20 protein-coding genes and 1 tRNA gene are annotated in these 22,140 nt (G+C 32.9%); 8 read left to right on the top strand and 13 right to left on the bottom strand.

Features of this window, described 5'->3' with window-relative positions; all coding sequences use genetic code 11:
- Positions 1–85: 85 nt before the first annotated feature.
- From FH779_RS14550 to FH779_RS14565, 4 genes are all read right to left on the bottom strand, one after another.
- The gene (locus tag FH779_RS14550) at positions 86–1,042 is read right to left on the bottom strand and encodes an electron transfer flavoprotein subunit alpha/FixB family protein (protein WP_180905209.1); all 957 of its coding nucleotides are present in this window, start codon (positions 1,040–1,042) and stop codon (positions 86–88) included.
- A 26-nt stretch (positions 1,043–1,068) separates the two neighbouring features.
- Complete coding sequence (locus FH779_RS14555; RefSeq protein WP_038332616.1) at positions 1,069–1,815, bottom strand: electron transfer flavoprotein subunit beta/FixA family protein; 747 nt, start codon at positions 1,813–1,815, stop codon at positions 1,069–1,071.
- A 68-nt stretch (positions 1,816–1,883) separates the two neighbouring features.
- A complete protein-coding gene (tatC, locus tag FH779_RS14560) occupies positions 1,884–2,717 on the bottom strand; it encodes a twin-arginine translocase subunit TatC (protein ID WP_115001876.1) in 834 nt (277 codons plus the stop codon).
- A gap of 4 nt (positions 2,718–2,721) precedes the next feature.
- Positions 2,722–3,687 carry a KpsF/GutQ family sugar-phosphate isomerase gene (locus tag FH779_RS14565; RefSeq protein WP_180905210.1) on the bottom strand — a complete coding sequence of 322 codons (966 nt, stop codon included), beginning with the start codon at positions 3,685–3,687 and terminating at the stop codon, positions 2,722–2,724.
- A gap of 164 nt (positions 3,688–3,851) precedes the next feature.
- Between FH779_RS14565 and recQ the strand changes: the two genes are divergently transcribed.
- From recQ to FH779_RS14590, 5 genes are all read left to right on the top strand, one after another.
- On the top strand, positions 3,852–6,053 hold the full coding sequence (recQ, locus tag FH779_RS14570) for a DNA helicase RecQ (RefSeq protein ID WP_180905211.1): 2,202 nt from the start codon (positions 3,852–3,854) through the stop codon (positions 6,051–6,053).
- Positions 6,054–6,119: 66 nt separating this feature from the next.
- Positions 6,120–7,655, top strand: coding sequence for a 2,3-bisphosphoglycerate-independent phosphoglycerate mutase (gene gpmI, locus FH779_RS14575; protein ID WP_180905212.1), 1,536 nt, complete (start codon positions 6,120–6,122; stop codon positions 7,653–7,655).
- A gap of 27 nt (positions 7,656–7,682) precedes the next feature.
- Positions 7,683–8,105, top strand: a complete 423-nt coding sequence (locus tag FH779_RS14580) for a BT0820 family HAD-type phosphatase (protein WP_115001885.1) — start codon at positions 7,683–7,685, stop codon at positions 8,103–8,105.
- Positions 8,102–8,911, top strand: coding sequence for a type I methionyl aminopeptidase (gene map, locus FH779_RS14585; RefSeq protein WP_038332603.1), 810 nt, complete (start codon positions 8,102–8,104; stop codon positions 8,909–8,911). The genes FH779_RS14580 and map overlap by 4 nt, the downstream gene beginning before the upstream one ends.
- A 9-nt stretch (positions 8,912–8,920) precedes the next feature.
- The gene (locus tag FH779_RS14590) at positions 8,921–9,697 is read left to right on the top strand and encodes a class I SAM-dependent methyltransferase (RefSeq protein ID WP_180905213.1); all 777 of its coding nucleotides are present in this window, start codon (positions 8,921–8,923) and stop codon (positions 9,695–9,697) included.
- 36 nt (positions 9,698–9,733) lie between these two features.
- Here FH779_RS14590 and FH779_RS14595 read toward each other — a convergent pair whose 3' ends face one another.
- The 5 genes from FH779_RS14595 to FH779_RS14615 form a co-directional block, all read right to left on the bottom strand.
- Positions 9,734–10,756: a hypothetical protein gene (locus tag FH779_RS14595; RefSeq protein WP_180905214.1), complete on the bottom strand. Its 1,023-nt coding sequence runs from the start codon at positions 10,754–10,756 to the stop codon at positions 9,734–9,736.
- Between the two features lie 3 nt (positions 10,757–10,759).
- Complete coding sequence (locus FH779_RS14600; RefSeq protein ID WP_180905215.1) at positions 10,760–11,572, bottom strand: carboxypeptidase-like regulatory domain-containing protein; 813 nt, start codon at positions 11,570–11,572, stop codon at positions 10,760–10,762.
- A gap of 4 nt (positions 11,573–11,576) precedes the next feature.
- Positions 11,577–12,683: a TlpA family protein disulfide reductase gene (locus FH779_RS14605; protein WP_180905216.1), complete on the bottom strand. Its 1,107-nt coding sequence runs from the start codon at positions 12,681–12,683 to the stop codon at positions 11,577–11,579.
- 138 nt (positions 12,684–12,821) lie between these two features.
- Positions 12,822–15,659: a DNA polymerase I gene (polA, locus tag FH779_RS14610; protein WP_180905217.1), complete on the bottom strand. Its 2,838-nt coding sequence runs from the start codon at positions 15,657–15,659 to the stop codon at positions 12,822–12,824.
- Between the two features lie 75 nt (positions 15,660–15,734).
- Positions 15,735–16,067 (bottom strand): 2Fe-2S iron-sulfur cluster-binding family protein, encoded by a 333-nt coding sequence (locus tag FH779_RS14615; protein ID WP_180905218.1) that lies wholly within the window; start codon positions 16,065–16,067, stop codon positions 15,735–15,737.
- Positions 16,068–16,209: 142 nt separating this feature from the next.
- Here FH779_RS14615 and FH779_RS14620 point away from each other — a divergent pair, with 142 nt between their 5' ends.
- A complete protein-coding gene (locus FH779_RS14620) occupies positions 16,210–17,001 on the top strand; it encodes a TIGR00266 family protein (RefSeq protein WP_180905219.1) in 792 nt (263 codons plus the stop codon).
- 109 nt (positions 17,002–17,110) lie between these two features.
- Positions 17,111–18,556, top strand: a complete 1,446-nt coding sequence (locus tag FH779_RS14625) for a DUF5723 family protein (protein WP_180905220.1) — start codon at positions 17,111–17,113, stop codon at positions 18,554–18,556.
- A 60-nt stretch (positions 18,557–18,616) separates the two neighbouring features.
- Here the strand turns inward: FH779_RS14625 and FH779_RS14630 are convergent, their stop codons facing one another.
- Positions 18,617–19,669 carry an NAD(P)/FAD-dependent oxidoreductase gene (locus tag FH779_RS14630; RefSeq protein ID WP_180905221.1) on the bottom strand — a complete coding sequence of 351 codons (1,053 nt, stop codon included), beginning with the start codon at positions 19,667–19,669 and terminating at the stop codon, positions 18,617–18,619.
- 159 nt (positions 19,670–19,828) lie between these two features.
- On the bottom strand, positions 19,829–20,179 hold the full coding sequence (locus tag FH779_RS14635) for a winged helix-turn-helix transcriptional regulator (protein ID WP_180905222.1): 351 nt from the start codon (positions 20,177–20,179) through the stop codon (positions 19,829–19,831).
- 96 nt (positions 20,180–20,275) lie between these two features.
- Here FH779_RS14635 and FH779_RS14640 point away from each other — a divergent pair, with 96 nt between their 5' ends.
- On the top strand, positions 20,276–20,590 hold the full coding sequence (locus FH779_RS14640) for an antibiotic biosynthesis monooxygenase (protein ID WP_180905223.1): 315 nt from the start codon (positions 20,276–20,278) through the stop codon (positions 20,588–20,590).
- A gap of 40 nt (positions 20,591–20,630) precedes the next feature.
- Here FH779_RS14640 and FH779_RS14645 read toward each other — a convergent pair.
- Positions 20,631–20,704 (bottom strand) — tRNA-Met (locus FH779_RS14645).
- Positions 20,705–20,907: 203 nt separating this feature from the next.
- Positions 20,908–22,089, bottom strand: a complete 1,182-nt coding sequence (locus tag FH779_RS14650) for a pyridoxal phosphate-dependent aminotransferase (protein WP_180905224.1) — start codon at positions 22,087–22,089, stop codon at positions 20,908–20,910.
- Between the last annotated feature and the right edge of the window lie 51 nt (positions 22,090–22,140).

A 22,140-nucleotide genomic window follows, 5' to 3' on the forward strand; every position in this document is an offset into this window, starting at 1 on the left:
TGATGAATATTTAATCTTTTTTTAATGAATAAAAAAAATCCGAACCACCTAAATGATTCGGATTGAATTTATAAGCTTAAAATGATTAAGCTTGACCTTTATATTTTTTTAACTCTTCAGTTAATTTAGGAACAATCTCAAAAGCATCTCCTACGATTCCGTAATCTGCTGCTTTGAAGAAAGGCGCTTCTGGATCATTGTTGATCACAACAATTGTTTTAGATCCGTTAACTCCAGCTAAGTGCTGAATAGCTCCTGAAATACCAACTGCGATGTATAAATTTGGCGCAATTGCTTTTCCTGTTTGTCCTACGTGCTCAGCATGAGGTCTCCAACCGATATCAGCAACTGGTTTAGATGATGCTGTAGCAGCTCCTAAAACTTTTGCTAAATCTTCGATCATTCCCCAGTTTTCAGGACCTTTCATTCCACGACCTGCAGAAACTACGATATCAGCTTCTTTCAAATCGATTTTATCAGAAGAAGCCATTTCTGTTGAAACAACTTTTACTTTAGCATCTGCATCAGAAACTGATACTGAAGCTGATTCTTCTGAACCTGAAACTGCATTTTCTTTTGCTCCGAATGCGTTTTGTAAAACTGTAACTACAACTTTTCCTGAAACTGCAACAGTCTCTACTCCTTTCCCTGAGAATGCTTTACGTGCAACTGTGAATGGAGAAACTGCTGTTGGAGCTTTTTCTACATTTGTTACTAAAGATGCTCCTGTTTTGTATGCTAAAACTGGTGCTATAGTCGCTCCTTCGTTTGTTGATGGTAAAACTACAACATCTCCTTGAGCAACTTCAGCCAAAGCTTTTGCGTAAGAATTTGCATCAAATTTTACTAAAGCTGCATTCTCAACTTTAACTACTTTAGATGCTCCATATTTATATAATTCGTCAGCAGCAGCATTTCCAAAAACGATTGCTGTAACAGTATCTCCAGCAACATCAGCTGTAGCTTTTGCATAAGAAACTGCTTCTAATCCTGCTTTTTTATATTTTCCGTCGTGTGACTCTGCGTATACAAAAATTGCCATTTTTTAATTTCTTTTTAGGTGAATAATTAGATTACTTTAGCTTCTTCGTGTAATAATCTTACCAATTCTGCTACATTGTCTTTGTCGATTAATGTTACATTACCTCTTTCAGCAGGTTTTACATAACCAACAACTTCAACTTTAGTTTCTGTTGCTTCTGGTGCAACAACTGTGATTTGTTTTGTACGCGCTTGCATAATTCCACGCATGTTAGGAATTCTTAATGCAGCTTCGTCAACCAATCCTTTTTGTCCTGCGATAACAGCTGGTAAAGCAACTTCTACAGTTTCTTTTCCTCCATCAATTTCGCGAACAGCTTTTGCAGAAGAACCTTCTACATCAAGACCGATACATCCGTTTACAAAACCATAATCTAACATTGCTGCAACTAATCCTGGTACAGAACCTCCATTATAATCAATTGATTCTTTTCCTGTCAATACTAAATCGAAACCACCATCTTTAGCAGCTTTTGCGATTTGTGTAGCAACAAAGAAATCATCACGAGCATCAGCATCAATACGAATTCCATCATTCGCACCAATTGCTAAAGCTTTACGCATAACTGGATCTACAGTTGCATCTCCAACAGTTAAAATTGTAACAGTAGCGCCTTGTTTTTCTTGTAACTCTACTGCTTTGTTTAAACTAAATTCGTCGTGCGGGTTAATAACGAACTGAACGCCATTTTTGTCAAATGATTTTCCGTCAGCTGTGAAGTTGATTTTTGCTGTAGTATCTGGTACACTACTAATACAAACTAATATCTTCATAATTTTGTGTTTACTCTTTCTTTTATGTAAAAATAACTAATTTATTTTATTATGCAAGCATAACATTGTTAATTCTTTACTAAGTCGTTACTTTTCGCTTTCAATTGTTTTTTATAAACTGAATTTGAAACCAATACACTTAGTTCGTACAATAACCAAAGAGGAATTGTAACTAAAATCATACTGTACACATCGTTTGGTGTAATTGCAGCTGCAATCACTAATACAACGATAAATGCGTGTTTACGGTATTCTTTCAAGAATTTTGGTGTTAAGATTCCAATACTCGTTAAGAAGTAAACGAAAACTGGCATCAAAAACATAACTCCCATCGATAATAATAATTGAACAAATAAATCGATATAACTTGGCAATGTCCATGTATTTCCTACACCAAAAGGATCGTAAGTAAATAAGAATTGCGTACATAATGGTAGCAGCATATAGTAGCTAAATAGTACTCCTGTCACAAAGAAAAACGAAACAGCAAAGATGGTAAATCCTGCATACTTTCGTTCAGCTTCTTTTAAGGCTGGTTTTACAAATCGCCAAATTTCAAAAATAATATAAGGAATTGCGATAATTACGCCACACACAATTACTGCAAAAAACTGTGAAGTAATCTGTCCTGATGGATTAAGATTGGTCAATTCTTTCGAAATGTCAAATGATTCAGTATAAATTTTTCCGAAACCTGTTAATTCACCAAATTGATTAAAAATATCAAACGTAGGAAAAGTTGATTTTAGTGGAGCCATTATTACATGTTCCACCAATTCGTCCCAATAAATAGCGACTGCAATAGATGTAATCACAATTGATAAAATAGAACGAACCAAATGTCCTCTCAACTCACCAATATGAGCCAAAAATGACATACTCGATTTTGTATTATCTGCCATACGCTTATTCGATTCCTTCGTTTAAAATTGAGTGAATATCCAAAATTCCATAATAATGATTTTCTTCATCAACCACCACCAATTGTCCAATACTGTTGTGACGAAGAATCGCTAAAGCTTCTCTTGCTTTTTCAGTTTTTTGAATTGTTTTCGGATTCATTGAAGCAATATTTTTCGCTGTTAAATGCGCAAAAGTTTCATTATTTAATAACATTCGGCGCAAATCTCCGTCTGTTATCACACCAACAATTTTATCATGATCAATCACAACTGTAATTCCATGACGACCTGATGTTAATGAATTAATCACTTCTGTAATCGAAGAATCTGGATGTACAAAAGGTTTTCTTTCTGGATCGACAATATTTTCAACTGTCCACAATAATCGTTTCCCTAATGCTCCACCTGGATGATATTTTGCAAAATCGTTTTGTGTAAATGCTCTCAATTTCATCAAAGCAACTGCCAAAGCATCACCCATTACTAATTGAGCTGTTGTAGAAGTTGTTGGTGCCAAATTTACTGGACAAGCTTCTTTATCAATATTAACATCCAAAACAATGTCTGAATTTTTTGCTAATTCTGATTTCAAATTTGATGTCAATCCAATCAAAACCGAAGCATATTGTTTAAGAATCGGAGCCAAGTAAGTAATCTCTGGCGTATTTCCACTTTTCGAGATGCAAATCACTACATCTTCTGGTCTTACAAGACCCAAATCGCCATGAATGGCTTCCGTCGCATGCAAAAATTGACTTGGAGTTCCGGTAGAATTTAACGTTGCTACAATTTTATTTGCAATATGTGCACTCTTTCCTACTCCAACAACTACCAACTTTCCTTTCGTGTTATATATCGCATTTACCGCATCAACAAAAGACTCGCTAATACGAGAAGCTATTGCTTCCAGCGCTTGAATTTCTTCTCGAAAAACACCTTGCGCTATTTGTATTAATTCTGAATTTCCCACAATAAAATTTCTATTGTCTATTTTTAAAATTTTTCGTACTTTTACTCTCCTTTTTTATTTACACTCAATTATATATAAATCATATAAAATTTATGTGTATATTTAAGAGTTATCAAATATAGGAACTATTTAATTTATAATATTAATTTTAGTCTTTTGTGTAGATGGAAGCCACTTCGAAAAACTTAACATCTTACCTAAAAAAATATTTTGGTTTCGACCAATTTAAAGGACAGCAGCACGAAATCATTACAAGCTTACTAAATAAAGAAGATGTATTTGTTTTGATGCCAACTGGAGGAGGTAAGTCTTTATGTTATCAATTACCGGCATTAATGTCAGATGGAGTTGCGATTATTGTATCCCCTTTAATCGCGCTGATGAAGAATCAAGTAGACGCTATACGTGGAATTTCTGAAAATGATGGAATTGCCCACGTATTAAACTCATCTTTAAATAAGTCAGAAACAAAAACAGTTATGACAGATATTAAAGATGGAGTAACTAAAATGTTGTACGTTGCGCCCGAATCTTTGACAAAAGAAGAATACATCGATTTCTTTAAATCGGTGAAAATTTCTTTTTTTGCGATTGATGAAGCGCACTGTATTTCTGAATGGGGACACGATTTTCGACCAGAATATCGTAATCTAAAAGCGATTATCAACAAAATTGGTGATGCGCCAATTATTGCTTTAACAGCAACAGCAACACCAAAAGTACAAGAAGATATTCAGAAAACTTTGGGAATGCAAAGCGCTAAAGTTTTTAAAGATTCTTTTAATCGTACGAATTTATTTTACGAAATCCGCCCAAAGGTTGATCAAGACAAACAAATCATCAAATTTATCAAACAAAACGATGGTAAATCTGGTGTCATTTATTGCTTGAGTCGTAAAAAAGTTGAAGAAATTACGCAACTTTTACAAGTAAACGGAATCAATGCTATTCCTTATCACGCAGGTTTAGATGCCAAAACACGTAGCAAACATCAAGATATGTTTTTGATGGAAGATGCAAGTGTCGTTGTCGCTACAATTGCTTTCGGAATGGGAATTGACAAGCCAGATGTACGTTTTGTAATGCATTACGATATGCCAAAATCGTTAGAAAGTTATTACCAAGAAACTGGTCGTGCAGGTCGCGATGGTGGTGAAGGTGTTTGTATTGCTTTCTATGATTATAAAGATATCGAAAAGTTAGAAAAATTCTTAGCAAGTAAACCTGTTGCAGAACGCGAAGTTGGAATGCAATTACTTTCTGAGGTTGTAGCATATGCCGAAACTTCGATGTCGCGTCGTAAATTTTTGTTACATTATTTTGGAGAAGAATTTGACGACAAAAACGGCGAAGGGGCAAATATGGACGACAATATGCGCAATCCTAAAAAAATGATTGAGGCAAAAGTTGATGCAGTAATTGCATTAGATGTTGTTCAGAAAACAAATCAAAAATTAAAATTAAATGATGTTGTAAATGTTATAGTTGGTAAAGAAACTTCTATTACAAAATCATATAATTTGAGCTCTGAAGATTTCTTCGGAATTGGAAAAGCAAAAGAAGATTATTATTGGAAATCTATTTTACGCCAATTAATTGTACGTAATTTATTAGAGAAAGAAATCGAATCATATGGTATTTTAAAAATTACCAAATCTGGAAAAGATTTCATTAGTAAGCCAACTTCTTTTGAAATTGCCGAAGATATTGATTTCAAAAAATTATTATCAGAAGGTAGCTTTGAAAAAGAAGAAACATCTTCTGCACCTATTGCTTTTGATGATGTTTTATTGAAACAATTGAAAGATTTACGTAAAAAAATCTCTAAAAAACATCAAATTCCACCTTTTGCAGTTTTCCAAGATTCGAGTTTAGATGATATGACAATGCAATATCCAACAACAGTTAAGGAGTTAACAAATGTATTTGGTGTTGGAGAAGGAAAAGCTCAGAAATTCGGGAAAGAATTTGTAGATTTTATTGCGCAATATGTTAAAGACAACGACATTATTCGACCTGAAGATATGGTGATTAAACAAGTTGCTGACAAATCGAGTCACAAAGTTTATATCATTCAATCGACAGACAGAAAGTTAAATCTTGAAGATGTTGCGGAAGCAAAAAATATGACGATGAGCGATTTGCTTTCAGAAATGGAAAGTATCGTTTATCAAGGAACAAAATTAAATATCAATTATTACATTGACGAAGTTTTGGACGAAGATCAACAAGAGGAAATTTATGAATTCTTGATGGACGCAGATTCTGACTCAATGTCATCATTGTTAGATGAATTTGGTGACGATTATGATGAAGAAGAATTACGTTTAATGCGTATCAAATTCATCAGTGAAGTCGCAAATTAAACCATACAAAAAATAAACTTTCAGCCCAAGGAATGCTTATCTTTGGGCTTAATTATTACAAGAAAAATGAACAATAAAGCAATATTAATGATTTTGGACGGATGGGGAATTGGACCAAACCCTGCTGTTTCTGCAATCGCGCAAGCAAATACACCTTTTATAGATAGCTGTTTCGAGAAATTTCCACATTCTACGTTGGATACGTTTGGTTTAGCCGTTGGTTTACCAGAAGGACAAATGGGTAATTCGGAAGTTGGACATATGAACTTGGGTGCTGGACGCGTAGTTTTCCAAAACTTAGTTCGAATCAATATGGCGGCTGAAAACGGAACGTTACAAAACGAACCTATCTTAAAAGATGCTTTTCAATATGCTTTAGAGAATAACAAAAAAGTACATTTCATCGGTTTAGTTTCTGATGGTGGTGTACACTCACATATCAATCATTTGAAAGGTTTGTTAGATGCAGCAAATCAATCAGGTTTACAACAAAATGTTTTTGTACATGCTTTCACAGATGGTCGTGATACCGATCCAAAATCTGGCGAAGGATTTATCACAGAATTGATGAACCACATGACAAAATCAACAGGAGAAATCGCTTCGATTACTGGTCGTTATTATGCAATGGATCGTGATAAACGTTGGGAACGCGTGAAATTAGCATACGATGCAATGGTAAATGCAGTTGGTGAAACAACAACAAATCCATTAGAAGCAATTCGTGCATCTTATAATGAAGGCGTGACAGATGAATTCATCAAACCGATTATTGTAACGGATGAAAATGATCAGCCAAAAGCTAAAATCGAGAATGATGATGTAGTGATTTGTTTCAATTTTAGAACTGATCGTGGACGTGAAATCACAGAAGTTTTAACGCAACATGATTTTCCAGAATTTGGAATGCATAAATTAAATCTAAAATATATCACTCTCACAGAATATGATGCTACATATACTGGAGTTGCGGTAATTTTTGACGAGAAAAATATTGTAAATACGTTAGGAGAAGTTATTGCGAATGTTGGTCGTAAGCAAATTCGTATTGCTGAAACTGAAAAATATCCACACGTAACTTTCTTTTTCAATGGTGGTCGCGAAGAACCTTTCGTTGGTGAATCTCGTATTTTATGTGCTTCGCCAAGAGATGTTGCGACTTACGATTTGAAACCAGAAATGGCAGCATATGATATTACAAATGCAATTGTACCAGAAATCGAAAAAGAATCAGCGGATTTCATTTGTCTTAACTTCGCTAATACAGATATGGTTGGACATACAGGTGTTATGTCTGCGGCAATAAAAGCTGCTGAAGTAGTAGATTCTTGTGCGGAAAAAATTATAAATGCAGCTTTAGAACATGGTTACAATGTGGTGATTTTGGCTGATCACGGAAATTCAGATTTTATGATGAACGAAGATGGATCACCGAATACGCAACATACAACGAATCCTGTTCCATTTATTTTGGCTCAGAAAAATATCGAATGGAATGTTGAACATGGTAAACTTGGAGATATTGCACCAACTATCTTAACTTTGATGGGAATTGAAATTCCAACTGAAATGACCGGAAACATTATTGTTCAAAAAAAATAACCTAAATAACTTTAAATACTTACAAACATGATTAATAAAATTATTGCTGTTGACTTTGATGGAACTGTGGTAGATGATAAATATCCAGAAATTGGAAAAGCTAAAATCTTCGCTTTCGAAACATTGAAACAATTACAAAACGACGGATATCGCCTTACTTTATGGACTTATCGTAGTGGTAAATACTTAGATGAGGCTGTAGAATTCTGTAAAAAAAATGGAATTGAGTTTTATGCCATCAACAATAGTTTTGACGGAGAGGATTTTGATAAAAATACGCAAAGTCGAAAAATAAATGCCGATATCTTTATCGACGATAGAAATTTAGGAGGTTTCCCAGGTTGGAGTGACGTTTATCAAATCATTACAAAAAAGATTGAATTAAGTGTTCACGCAAACGGACAAAAAGCTCCTGAGAAGAAAAAGAAAAGAGGATTTTTCGGATTATGATACATTTAAAAAGTAAAGAAGAATTAGAACTAATGTACCTAAGCGCTCAATTGGTTTCAAAAACCTTGGGTATGTTAGCCAAAGAAGTAGTGCCTGGTGTTACAACCAATCATTTAGATAAATTAGGAGGCGAATTTATTCGCGACAATGGTGGATATCCTGCGTTTTTAGGAATGTACGATTTCCCTAAAAACCTTTGTATCTCTCCAAATCAACAAGTTGTTCATGGAATTCCAAACGACGAACCGCTTAACGAAGGAGATATTGTTTCGGTAGATTGTGGTGTTTATATGAATGATTTTTATGGTGATCATGCTTATACATTTGCAGTTGGTGAAGTAGATGCTGAAACCGAAAAATTATTACGCATTACGAAAGAATCGATGTTCAAAGGAATTGAACAAATGAAAAAAGGTAATCGTGTAGGTGATATCGGTTTTGCAATTCAACAATATTGTGAAAAAGAAGGTTACGGAATCGTTCGTGAATTAGTTGGACACGGATTAGGTCGTAAAATGCACGAAGAACCACAAGTTCCGAATTATGGACGTCGTGGATCTGGTAAAAAAATTGAAGAAGGAATGGTGTTAGCTATCGAACCAATGGTAAATATGGGAACTGAAAAAGTTTTCTTTCATCCAGATGGTTGGACAGTTACAACGCGCGATGATAAATATTCGGCTCACTTCGAACATGATGTTTGTGTGGTAGATGGCGAACCAAAATTATTGTCAACTTATCAGTTTATTTACGATGCGTTAGGTATCGAATCTGATGAAGAAAAACCATTTTTATTCAAACCCTAAAAAACTTTTGTGAAAAAGCTTTTAAAAAAAATCATGAATATTCTACCTCGTCCATTGTTGATTCAAGGTAGTTATATCGTTCGTCCAGTTTTAGTTTGGTTTATGAAAGGTAATCGTTTTGTAGATCCAATTGATGGACAAGGTTATTACAGTTTGTTGCCTTATGGTTACGAAAAACAGCGTGATAATGTACTTTCACCTGGAACTTTTTCGTTAGAAAGACATCGTTTGATGTGGTTGTACCTAAAAAATGAAACGTCTTTTTTTACCGAAAAAGCAAAAGTTTTGCATATTGCGCCAGAACAATCTTTTATCAAGCGTTTTCGTGCGATGAAGAACTTAGAATACATCACAAGTGATATCGAATCGCCTTTGGCAGATGTAAAAGCAGATATTTGCGATTTACCTTTTGGTGATGATACATTTGACATTGTTTTTTGTAATCACGTTTTGGAACATATTCCTGACGATCACAAAGCGATGAGCGAATTATTTCGTGTCATGAAACCTGGAGGTTGGGGAATTTTGCAAGTTCCGATTTCATATCAACGAGATGTGACGTACGAAGATCCAACGGTTACAACAAAAGAAGAACGTAAAGAAAAATTTGGACAATATGATCACGTTCGTGTTTATGGTTTAGATTATTACAAACGTTTGGAAGACGTAGGTTTTATCGTCGAAAAAGTAGATTACACAAAACAAATTCCTTCGGAAGATGTTCAAAAATATTGTTTAGAAAAAGGTGAAATTTTACCTGTGGTTCGTAAACCAAAAGCTGAATAAAATATAAAATCCAAGAAATAATTTTCTTGGATTTTTTTATTTAAAACTTCTACGAATATCCATTTTCTCATTCACCGATTTATTAAATTCAGCGAAAGGTTGCGTACTGAAATCTTTAACTTCAAGGTTCATTTTTACATTAACATTATGATTACTTCCATCACCTCCTTTGTAATCTGTACTCCAATTGCGCATTAATTCTTTCAAAATATATTTCCCTTGATAAGGTCTATATCTGTAATAGGTATTAACAAAATTCACAGTTTGTTGACTCTTTTTTATTTCAATTCCTTCTGCATCTACTTTATATTCTACAATAGCAAAAGAATCCTTTGCCACCAAAAACCGATGAAACGAATTATTATCCAAATAAAATTCATACATCAACTCATCTCCATATTTTGTTAAGTTGACTTTTGAAGGTTTATATTTTTTATAATATTTCAGATAATCATTTACGAATTCTTTCAAAGAAACCATACCTAAAATGGGTAATAAATTTATTTTATATCCATAATTTGGCTCATTAATTATTCGTTCTTTAACCTGATTATTAGATTTTATACTCAAATTATCTTTCTTAAAACGAAGCTGCAAATCTAAATCAATGAAATCTCTTTTCGTAGAATCTACAATTTCATCAATTATAAAATTTACTTTATAAAAATGTTGTTCTGTATTGAAGTTTTTATCATAATTATCAATCACTTTCTGCAAAATATCTTCTGCTTTTAGGTTTGTGACAAAAGCTTCTTTTAGCTCAACTTCAGATACTTTTTCGAGTTTGATACTGAGTTCAGATTTTAGTTCTGAAACTTTAATTATTGCATCTTGATAATCTTTTTTCGAAACAATTAATTCATCTGTTTGCAAAACATTACTCAAATCAATAATCGCTTTTCCTTGCTGATCCGAAACAAAATTCTTCGTCGAATTCTTGAAATAAATATCCGCATCATCTAACGGTAAATTATCCGACAAATCTGCGATTGTTATATTTACAATTTGTGCGTTCACCGAAACTGCAAATAATACAAAAAGGTAAAATAGTTTAGTCATATGTTATTTAATTTTTAATAGTAATTCTACATTGATATAAGGAGATATTTTTAAAGGCATTTTATCCCATTCTTTATAATTTCGTCGTAAATATCCGTTTCTTCCAAGAAATCCTGCGCTCAACCAAACTGCTTCTTCCAATTCATTGTAAATTTCGACTGCAACATAAAAAGTTCCATTCACCATAATATTCTTATCTTTTAAATGTATTGTGTATACATTATTAGTTAAATCTTCTTCATTAATCTCGAACATCAAGTCTTGTTTCGAAATAATATTATTTGGATGCCCATCTTTTTCATCATAAATAGTTAACCTAAAAGCAGTGCGTTCGTACTTTGGTAATTTCGTAAATTCAATATTTACTTTATCTATCTTAGCAATATTTCGTGCGTTAAGCCTTACAGCAACTTCTCTAATCCGATTTTCATCTGTTACAGGAAGAAAATCTACATGAATAGTAGCGCCAGAATTTCCTGTATTTACTTTTTTTGTGAATTTAGAAACAATCGCAACTTCATTCAGTTGAATAATTTGAGGAATTAAAAAAATTTTAAAATTGTCACGTTCAATCTCATCAAGATTAATCTTTCTTAATTCAAAACCTTGTGCGTCTACAATAATCTGTTTTGTATGTTCTGTCTTCTGAAAAGAAAAATTTCCTACACTATCTGTAATAGTTAAATAATTATTATCATCAGCAAAAATTGATATATAAGACAATCCTTCATTCGTTTCTTTGGATAATATTTTTCCTTGAATAATTTGCGCATTTACCGAAATAGCAAAAAGTATAAAAAGATAGAATATTCTCATTAGCTTATTTTTCTAAATTATTATTCAAAAACTTTTCTAATTCACTTGTTGAAATATCTCTAAAAATAATTTTCCCATTTTGGTCAACTAAAAAATTGGTTGGAAAAGATGTTATTTGATTTTTTGAGGTGAATTCTCTGTTTTCGTCTAATAAATTAACCCAAGGCAATTCATACTTTTTAATTGTATTTTTCCAATTCGGAATATATTTTGTCGCTTCAGCTGAAATTGCAACAATCTCAAAACCTTTTGAATTATATTTTTGATAAACTTCTTTCAAATCTGGAAAAGAAACTAAACAAGGCTTGCATGAATGAAACCAAAAATCGATTAATGTATATTTTGTTTTATAATTTATCTGAGCAGATTTTCCTGATTGATCCTTTAAATTTTTAATTTCAGGAAAAGTTCTCCCTTGCCCAAATATTTTATTTTCTTCAATATTACTGATCAATTTCTTAAATGGAAAAGATTGTTTTACAGAAGCATCAAACTGATTTAAGATATTTTCGTAAGGATATTCTTTATAACGTTCATACTTTTCAACAATTTTCCAAAAAGCAATAACAGAACCCGGATTAGACTTCACATATTTATCCAATAACTCAATTTCATGCATCCAAACTTTATTGTACCATTTATTTATCGAATCGTTTACCTCTTTGGGAAATTCAAATTTATATTTCAAAAACATTTGACCATAATATTCATTAAAAGCATCTTCTTCTATTTTATAATCTTTGAAAAATTCATTGTACTTCACTTTCTCTGGTAAATCATTCAGTATTTCACTTCTAAAATCATTTAAATTCAGATTCAAATTTTTATTTTTTAAAAAGAATGTTCGAGAAAGTTGAAACACATTTTCTTCCTCTTGATAGCTTAAAGTATAGGGATAATAAAAAGTCGTTTTATCTATATGAAAAGTATTTTTATCTGCTGTATTTTCAATAGAATCATATACAGGATTTTCGTAATATGCTCTTATATATTGAGGTAATAATTCTAAAACGGTATTTTCGGGTAACTCTTCTACCTTAACTGTAACATTGATTTTTTGCGCATTCACACAAATTGCAAAAAAGATAAATAAGTAAACTAGTTTTTTCATATAGTTTTAAAATGATTTACGATAAAGATATATTTTAAAACTGTTAAGAATTTGTGAATCATGAAGTTTTAAATATATTTTAACAAAAAAACGCCACTCTTCGAGTGGCGTTTATAAAATATTGTAACAGTTAAAATTTTAGTGCGCTTCTAACCAATTTGCTCCTACTCCGACTTCTGCAATTAACGGAACATCCATTTGCATTGCCGCTTCCATAGTCGATTTGATTAATTCAGAAACTTTTTCTACCTCATCTTTTGGAGCATCAAAAATTAACTCATCATGTACTTGCAAAATCATTTTGGTTTGATAATTTTTCTTCAATTCTTTCTGAATTTGAATCATTGCCATTTTAACGATATCTGCCGCAGTTCCCTGTATTGGCGCATTCACTGCATTTCGCTCTGCATGCGAACGAACAACTGCATTTCTCGAATTGATATCTTTCAAATAACGACGACGCCCCATCAACGTTTCTACAAAACCTTGATCACGAGCAATCTCAACTTGTTTTTCGATATATGCTTTCAACGTTGGATACGTTTCGTAATAGGCATCAATCAATGCTTTGGCTTCTTTACGCGAAATATTCGCCTGATCTGCCAGACCGAAAGCCGAAACACCATAAATAATTCCGAAATTCACCGTTTTTGCCTGACTTCTTTGTTCACGCGTCACCTCATCCAACGCCACATTAAAAACTTTTGCGGCAGTAGAAGCGTGAATATCTTCTCCATGTTTGAAAGCCTCTACCATTGCAGGATCTTGTGACATTTGCGCAATCAAACGCAATTCAATTTGCGAATAATCGGCAGAAATAATCACATGATTTTCATCTCGCGCAACAAAGGCTTTACGAATCTGCTGTCCAGCTTCCGAACGAATCGGAATGTTTTGTAAATTCGGATTTACAGAAGACAAACGTCCCGTTGCAGCAACCGTTTGCGCATAAGTTGTATGCACACGACCAGTTTTTGAATTCACCAATTCTGGCAATGCATCAATATAAGTCGATTTTAATTTTTGTAATTGGCGATACTCTAAAATATCATTGATAATTGGATGTTTATCTTTCAGTTTTGATAAAATTTCTTCTCCTGTTGCGTATTGTCCAGTTTTGGTTTTCTTCGCTTTTGGATCTAATTGTAATTTATCAAATAAGATTTCTCCCAATTGTTTTGGCGAATTAAGATTGAATTCTTCTCCAGCATCTACCTGAATTTTTGCTTCTAATTCTCTTAATTTAGCTTCGTGTTTTACCGAAAGTTCTTTCAAGAACGGAACATCCAAATTAACACCTTCCAATTCCATATCAGCTAAAACCTGCATCAATGGCATTTCAAGATCAGTAAATAATTTGTGTGTATTTGCTTTGATTAATTCAGGCTCAAAAAGATTTTTCAACTGATTTGTAATATCAGAATCTTCCACGCCATATTCGGTTTGCTCCATTAACGGAACATCGCGGAAATTCTTTTGATTTTTTCCTTTTTTACCAATCAAACTTTCAATTGAAACGGGTTGATAACTCAAATATGTTTCCGACAATACATCCATATTGTGACGCATATCTGGATTAATCAAATAATGAGCAATCATCGTATCAAAATTTTGACCTAAAACAACAATGTCATATTTGTTTAAAACTTTGATATCATATTTTAAATTCTGACCAATTTTAGAAATTGATTCATCTTCAAAAAATGGTTTAAACTCGTTGATAATTGCTTTTGTTTCTTCGAAATCAGTTGAAAAAGGCACATAATATCCTTTTCCTTTTTCCCAAGAAAATGAAATTCCAACCAATTCAGCTTCTAAAGCGTCCAAAGAAGTTGTTTCAGTATCGAACGTCACTTCTTTTTGTTTTAGAATATTTCGTAATAAAATTTCACGACCTTTTTTTGTATCGATTAATTGATATAAATGATTCGTTATTGAAATATCTGTAAACGCAGAATTTTGAGGAATAATCTCTTCATCTGACGTAAAATCAAACAAAGATTGTTGAGCTGTTTGCACTTGATTCGAAGAAATCTGACTTGCCGCAGAAATTTCTTCTTGCGCTTCTTTGATAATTCCAGAAGCATCCAAACCATAAATTCTGTAAACCGTTTCTAACATTCTACGGAACTCTAACTCCGTGAAAAGTTCAGTTACTTTTTCAATATCTGGTGGACAAACCGTTAAATCTTCTTCATCAAATTCAACTGGAGCATCTGTAATAATCGTTGCTAATTTTTTTGATAAAATTCCAAGTTCTTTATTTTCTTCAATCTTTTCTTTGGCTTTACCTTTCAGCTTATCTGTATTCGCTAAAAGTCCTTCCATCGAACCAAATTCTTTCAAATATTTACTTGCCGTTTTCGCTCCAACACCTGGTAATCCTGGAATATTATCGACAGCGTCACCCATCATTCCAAGATAATCTATCACTTGAATTGGATCATGGATTTCAAACTTTTCTTTGACTTCTTCGATTCCCCAAATCTCCACACCTTTTCCATTTGCAGCAGGACGATACATCTTGATTTTGTCCGTTACCAATTGCGCAAAATCCTTATCAGGCGTTACCATATAGGTTGTATAACCAGCTTTTTCGGCTTTTTGAGCCAAAGTTCCAATCACATCATCTGCTTCATAACCTTCGGCAAAAAGCACTGGAATTTTTAACGCGCGTAAAATATCTTGAATATAAGGAACACCTTGACGAATCGCTTCTGGTGTTTCATCACGATTTGCTTTATATTCAGGAAAATCTACCGTACGAACTGTTGCTTGACCAACATCAAAAACAACTGCTAAATGCGTTGGTTGTTCACGGCGAATAACATCAAACAAGGAATTTGTAAATCCCATAATTGCCGATGTATTGAACCCTTTTGAATTGATTCGTGGATTTTTGATAAATGCATAATATCCTCTAAAAATTAAGGCATAAGCATCTAACAAAAAAAGTCTTTTATCTAATTGATTCATATAATTTTCGTTATGCGAAAAGCGATGAGCGTAAAGCGAAAATTCTCACAAATCGCTAACCGCAATACGTTTATTTTAATATTCTGGCGCTAATTCAACAACCAATCCATCCATTTCATCCGAAAGATGTAACTGACAACCTAAACGAGAATTATCTTTCACATTAAAAGCCTCTGCTAACATTGCATCTTCATCAGGCGTCATTTCTGGTAATTGAATTTCTGGTGTCAACACATAACATTGACAAGAGGCACACATCGCCATTCCACCACAAATACCAATGGTTCCTTCTGGTGCTAATTCGTATGCACGCACAAGCTCCATGATATTCATATTCATATCAGTAGGTGCGTCAACTTCGTGCGAAACACCTTCTCTATCTATAATTGTAATTTTAATATCTGCCATAATACTTTTTCAAGTTACACAAAAATACGGATTGTTTACTTTCAAAAAAAGAATATGCCTCATTGGTTCATATTTAATACTAATTTTAAATAAGAACTGTTACGAATCACGAATTTTGTCTACTAATTGGTAAAATTAAAAAATGAATGCACACGAAATAGATTATAAAATTTACGGAGAAGAAATGCAATTTGTCGAAATTGAATTAGATCCACAAGAAACTGTTGTAGCAGAAGCAGGAAGTTTTATGATGATGGATGATGGTATAAAAATGGAAACGATTTTTGGCGATGGTTCTCAACAAAGCGGTGGACTTTTCGGAAAATTATTAAATGCTGGAAAACGAATGTTAACAGGTGAAGGTTTGTTTATGACTTCGTACACGAATTACGGACAAGGCAAAAAGAAAGCTTCTTTTGCTGCTCCATATCCAGGAAAAATTGTTCCGATTGATTTACCAGAAGTGAACGGAAAATTTATTTGTCAGAAAGATGCTTTTCTTTGTGCTGCAAAAGGAGTTTCGGTTGGAATTGAATTTAATCGAAAATTAGGCACTGGACTTTTTGGAGGAGAAGGTTTCATTATGCAAAAATTAGAAGGCGATGGAATGGCTTTTATTCATGCTGGTGGAACATTGCATCGTCGAGTTTTACAAGCTGGCGAAGTCTTAAAAGTTGATACAGGTTGCATTGTTGGTTTCGAACAATCTGTTCATTACGACATCGAATTTATAGGCGGAATTAAAAATACATTTTTCGGAGGAGAAGGTGTTTTCTTTGCTACTTTGAGAGGTCCAGGAGTTGTGTATATTCAATCTTTACCTTTTAGCCGATTGGCTGATCGCATTATTGCTCATGCACCTTCTGCAGGCGGTTCTTCACAAGGTGAAGGTTCTATTTTAGGAGGTTTAGGAAGATTAATTGATGGCGATTAAAATTTAATTTTATAAAAAAGAGTTTCAAATTGATACTCTTTTATTTTTATACGGAAAACCGTAATTTATTTCGATTGATTTTTCTTATTTTTAATAAAAATTTCATCATTTGAAAAAACTTCTATTAACCGTTATTTTTTGTTCAGGATTTACTTTTGGACAAAATATTTTATCTTTTAGTAATGATCAATATAGCGGGATTAACGGTAGTGTTTTTTCTCCGACAACTTCATATTTTAACCCGAACAAATGGGATGTTAATATTATTTCTGAAGATATTTTATTCAGAAATGATTACGCTTACATATCCGATCAAAACGTATTAGGTTTAATAAAAGGTGAAACAAAATCAGCAAATATAAAAGCTGGAATAAGAGGTGAAACGCATTCTAATATATTAGATTTCGCAACTAGAAATACGATTTCTTATCATTTGGAAAATGATCTTATGGGACCTTCCGTTTCTTTTAAAAAGAAAATTAATAATCAAACTTATCGCCTTGGTATTTTCACCCGACTTCGTACACAAGGTTCTATTAAAGATTTAGATAATTATTTTCGTTTTAGTAATCAGAATGAAATAGAACCAAAAAATTATATGTTTGAACCTACAAAGACAAATGCAATGAATTGGGCTGAATTAGGCTTAAATGTTGCGACAAATTTGTATACAACTAATACTTCTGAAGTTATTATTGGGGCAAATATTAAATATCTTATGGGTTTAGATGGCGCGTATATCAAGAGTAAAAACACGATAAAATTAGAAGCTGAACCAACTATAACAAGTACAATCGACAATCCTGATGCAAATATTTATGCGTCAAATTATGATATAAAAGCAGGATATTCTACCAATTATGATTTTGATCGAGATAAATATGTTTTACGAAATAGAGGAAATGGAGTTGGAATAGATTTAGGAATTTCTTTTGTGAACAGAAGAACGAATGATGAATTATATGATTTCAAATTTTCGGCAAATTTATTAGATGTTGGATTAGTAAAATTCAGAGGCGATAACCATCATTTCTACAATCCTTCGCAAAGAGTTCAACTTCGTAATAATCCAAATTTAGATGGAGTTGAATTTGAAAGTGTTGATCAATATTTAGGACTTTTAAGCAAAGAAGTTTATGGAGATGAAACAAAATCTAAAACGGGAAATAATTTTTCGATGGGTTTACCAACAAGTTTACATCTTAATCTGAGTAAAAAAATTATCGAAAATCATTACTTAAATTTCAATTGGATGCAACGAATTCCAGTTTTTGAAAATAGTTTGAAACGTATCAATGTGCTACAAACTTCTTATACTATCCAAAAAGATGGATTTGGAATTGGACCTTCCCTTTCTATCTATGATTATGAAAATATAACATTTGGTGGATATGTAAGAATTGGCCCTCTAATTTTGGGCAGTGATAATGCAATTCCAATCGTTTTTAAACAGAAAAAATTAACTTCTGCGAACTTTTATTTTGGATTAAAATTTTACCCTTTTTGGGATAATGAAGCTAAGAGACGAAGTAGAGAACCTTGTGAATGTGAATAAAAAAACCTTTTACGCAAAACGTAAAAGGTTTAAAAAATATTTCTATTTATTTTGTTAAAATTAGTCAATAGCTTTGACAACCGCTTTTTCAGCTTCTTTTCTTGTCCCGTCGAAACCATCAACACCAGAAACTGTTGTGTATTTCAAGACAAATTTTTTCCCAGGATTCATTCTATTGTAAACAGACTGACACATTAAAGTTGCTTCGTGAAAACCACATAAAATCAACTTCAATTTTCCTGGATAAGTATTTACGTCACCAATTGCATAAATCCCTTCAATATTTGTTTGATAATCTAATGCATTATTTACTTTGATGGCATTTTTCTCAATTTCCAATCCCCAATTTGCAATAGGACCTAATTTTGGAGAAAGACCAAACAATGGAATAAAATAATCTGTTTCAAGTTCAAAAGTTTCTTCACCTTTTTCGATTACCAAACTTTCTACTTTTCCTTCACCTTTGATTCCAGTAATTTCAGCAGGAGTAACCAAATTAATTTTTCCTGCTTTTTTCAATTCAATTACTTTATCAACAGAATCCAACGCTCCACGAAACTCATTTCTTCTGTGTACTAACGTGACTTCCGCAGCTACATCAGCCAAGAAAATAGACCAATCTAAAGCAGAATCTCCACCACCAGCAATTACGATTTTTTTATCACGGAACAATTCAGGATTTTTCACAAAATACTCTACTCCGTTTTCTTCGTATGCTTCGATGTTTTCGATAATTGGTTTACGAGGCTCAAAAGATCCAAGACCACCCGCAATCGCAACTGCTTTTCCTTGTACTTGCGTTCCTTTATTAGTTGTTACAATAAAAGTTCCGTCTTCTTGCTTATCGATTGTTGCAGCTTGTTCGTTTAATGTAAAACCTGGCTCAAATTGTTTGATTTGCTCCATCAAATTATCAATCAATTCACCTGCACCAACAGAAGGATAACCAGGAATATCAAAAATTGGTTTTTTGGGATACAATTCTGTCAATTGCCCTCCAGGCTGAGGAAGAGCATCAATAATATGACATCTCATTTTTAATAAACCTGCTTCGAAAACGGCAAAAAGACCAGTTGGCCCAGCTCCGATTATAACTATATCTGTTTGAATCATTTTTTTGAATTTTATTTAGAACGTTACTAAATTGAATGCAAATTTAATGAATTTGAACAGATTAATCGATGATTATCATCAGAAGTCCAATAATATTTATTGATAATAAAAAAGATAGGATTGATATCAAGCTCATCAAAATTCATTCAACTTTTAAGCTTAATCTTTAATAATTAAATTTCGATGTTCAACTCCCCAGCTAGATAAAAGACTTATAACATTCGTTAATTTTTTTCCATGATCAGTCAGCTTGTACTCAATTGTAATTGGTCTTGTACTTATAATTTCTCTGGTAACAAGTTTATTTATCTCTAACTCTTTTAGCTCTTTGCTCAACATTTTGTTAGATATTCCTTCAAGATCTTTTAATATTTCAGAAAATCTTCTTTTTTTATTGTAGCATATAGATGCTAAAACTGGTATTTTCCATTTCCCACTCAACACATACATCGCATCATTCACGGACTTTACATGAGAAAAACATTCGTCTTTTGAAAAAACTTTATCCATAAGTTACTTTGTTTACTTTTTGTTACTGTATATTATCTATACTTAGTTACAAAAATAAACAAGGATATTGTAGGTTTGCCTAAAAAGTAACAATAAATGGAGAAATTTATATTAATCATAAAATTTGAAACAGAGGAAAAAAACAAGGACAGATTTTTACAAGAATTGATCAATCTATTTCATCAACTCTACAAAAATGAAGAAAACTTTGTGAAAGCTAGCATTCATCAAAATGAACATAACAAAAATGAAATTCTAGTTTATGAAGTTTGGAAAAATATTTCTTTTGAAGATTTTATAACTATTCAATTAAAAAAGCAATACGCTTTAGAATGGGAAAAATTATTAGTTGAAATGGACATAAAAAGAGAACCAAAAGTATATTCTACTCTGGCTAATTTCAATTCATAAAAAAAGACAAATTCAATAATGAATTTGTCTTTTGAAGTTGTAGCGAAGAGCAGAATCGAACTGCCGACCTCAGGGTTATGAATCCTGCGCTCTAACCATCTGAGCTACCTCGCCTTGTTTTTAGTGGTGCAAATATAAGAGGTTATTTTCGATTAAAACAAATCTTTTTTGAAATATTTTCAATAAAAAGTCGCTTAAATAGGCTAATCAATTGAATTTCATTAAAATTAAAATCACATTTTTTTGAAGAAAATATTATCCACAAAAAAATCCTCAAGCAAAACTTGAGGATTTTGATATTTTATCTGCTTTTCTACTTACGCTAAAGCATTTTTGATACGTGTCATTGCTTCTTTCAACTCTTCTACAGACGCCGCATACGAAATACGAATACAATTTTTAGATCCGAAAGCCGAACCTGAAACAACCGCAACTTGCGCATGCTCTAATAAATATAAAGCCAAATCATCTGCATTGTTAATTGTAACACCATTGTACGTATTTCCGAAAGTTGCCGTAACATCTGGGAACAAATAGAAAGCTCCTTTTGGTTCGTTCACTTTGAACGTTGGAATTTCTCTTGCCCAACCCAACATCAATTCACGACGTTCTGCAAACGCATCAACCATGTATTGAACTGAACTTGGATCTGCTTCTAAAGCCGTAATTGCTGCACGTTGCGCAATAGATGTTGCTCCCGAAGTCACTTGCCCTTGTAATGTTTCGCATGCTTTTGCTAACCAAGCTGGCGCTCCAATGAAACCGATTCTCCAACCTGTCATCGCGAAAGCTTTTGCTAAACCATTTACAGTTACCGTTTGGTTATAAACTTCTGGGAAAGATGCTATCGAAACATTTTTTTCTCCGTAAACAATGTGCTCATAAATCTCGTCCGAAATAATAATTACATCTGGATATTTAGCTAAAACAGTCGCTAAACCTTGCAATTCTTCTCTTGTATAAACAGATCCTGATGGATTACAAGGAGATGAATAAATAATTGCACGCGTTTTATCTGTAATTGCAGCCTCTAATTGTGCTGGTGTAATTTTGAAATCAGCTTCTAAAGTTCCTTCCACAAAAACTGGCGTTCCTCCTGATAATTCTACGATATCTGAATAAGAAACCCAATAAGGTGTTGGAATAATTACTTCAGTTCCTTCGTCTACAATTGCTTGTAAAACATTATAAATAGATTGTTTTGCTCCTGTAGAAACAACAACTTGATTTGCTGTATATTCAATATTGTTATCACGTTTAAACTTTTTACAAATCGTTTCCTTCAAATCTGCATACCCTGCAATTGGAGGATATCCTGAATAATTTTCGTCGATAGCTTTTTTAGCCGCCTCCTTGATAAAATCTGGTGTATTGAAATCTGGTTCTCCAATACTTAAACTAATCACATCGATTCCCTGTGATTTTAATTCTCTTGCTTTCGCAGACATTGCAATAGTTGCAGATGGTTTCAAATTCTGTAAACGCTTTGAAAGTTGCATAATATTTGTGTGTTATTTGTAATGTAACAATTTATTATTGCGAAGATACTT

The sequence above is a fragment of the Empedobacter falsenii genome (assembly GCF_013488205.1).
In the GTDB taxonomy this organism is placed as follows: Bacteria; Bacteroidota; Bacteroidia; order Flavobacteriales; family Weeksellaceae; genus Empedobacter; species Empedobacter falsenii_C.

Excerpts from the sequence above, each read along its gene's own strand:
- FH779_RS14550 (WP_180905209.1), bottom strand. The coding sequence starts at position 1,042 with ATGGCAATTTTTGTATACGCAGAGTCACACGACGGAAAATATAAAAAA.
- FH779_RS14555 (WP_038332616.1), bottom strand. The coding sequence starts at position 1,815 with ATGAAGATATTAGTTTGTATTAGTAGTGTACCAGATACTACAGCAAAA.
- tatC (WP_115001876.1), bottom strand. The coding sequence starts at position 2,717 with ATGGCAGATAATACAAAATCGAGTATGTCATTTTTGGCTCATATTGGT.
- recQ (WP_180905211.1), top strand. The coding sequence starts at position 3,852 with ATGGAAGCCACTTCGAAAAACTTAACATCTTACCTAAAAAAATATTTT.
- gpmI (WP_180905212.1), top strand. The coding sequence starts at position 6,120 with ATGAACAATAAAGCAATATTAATGATTTTGGACGGATGGGGAATTGGA.
- FH779_RS14580 (WP_115001885.1), top strand. The coding sequence starts at position 7,683 with ATGATTAATAAAATTATTGCTGTTGACTTTGATGGAACTGTGGTAGAT.
- map (WP_038332603.1), top strand. The coding sequence starts at position 8,102 with ATGATACATTTAAAAAGTAAAGAAGAATTAGAACTAATGTACCTAAGC.
- FH779_RS14595 (WP_180905214.1), bottom strand. The coding sequence starts at position 10,756 with ATGACTAAACTATTTTACCTTTTTGTATTATTTGCAGTTTCGGTGAAC.
- FH779_RS14600 (WP_180905215.1), bottom strand. The coding sequence starts at position 11,572 with ATGAGAATATTCTATCTTTTTATACTTTTTGCTATTTCGGTAAATGCG.
- FH779_RS14605 (WP_180905216.1), bottom strand. The coding sequence starts at position 12,683 with ATGAAAAAACTAGTTTACTTATTTATCTTTTTTGCAATTTGTGTGAAT.
- polA (WP_180905217.1), bottom strand. The coding sequence starts at position 15,659 with ATGAATCAATTAGATAAAAGACTTTTTTTGTTAGATGCTTATGCCTTA.
- FH779_RS14615 (WP_180905218.1), bottom strand. The coding sequence starts at position 16,067 with ATGGCAGATATTAAAATTACAATTATAGATAGAGAAGGTGTTTCGCAC.
- FH779_RS14620 (WP_180905219.1), top strand. The coding sequence starts at position 16,210 with ATGAATGCACACGAAATAGATTATAAAATTTACGGAGAAGAAATGCAA.
- FH779_RS14630 (WP_180905221.1), bottom strand. The coding sequence starts at position 19,669 with ATGATTCAAACAGATATAGTTATAATCGGAGCTGGGCCAACTGGTCTT.
- FH779_RS14635 (WP_180905222.1), bottom strand. The coding sequence starts at position 20,179 with ATGGATAAAGTTTTTTCAAAAGACGAATGTTTTTCTCATGTAAAGTCC.
- FH779_RS14640 (WP_180905223.1), top strand. The coding sequence starts at position 20,276 with ATGGAGAAATTTATATTAATCATAAAATTTGAAACAGAGGAAAAAAAC.
- FH779_RS14650 (WP_180905224.1), bottom strand. The coding sequence starts at position 22,089 with ATGCAACTTTCAAAGCGTTTACAGAATTTGAAACCATCTGCAACTATT.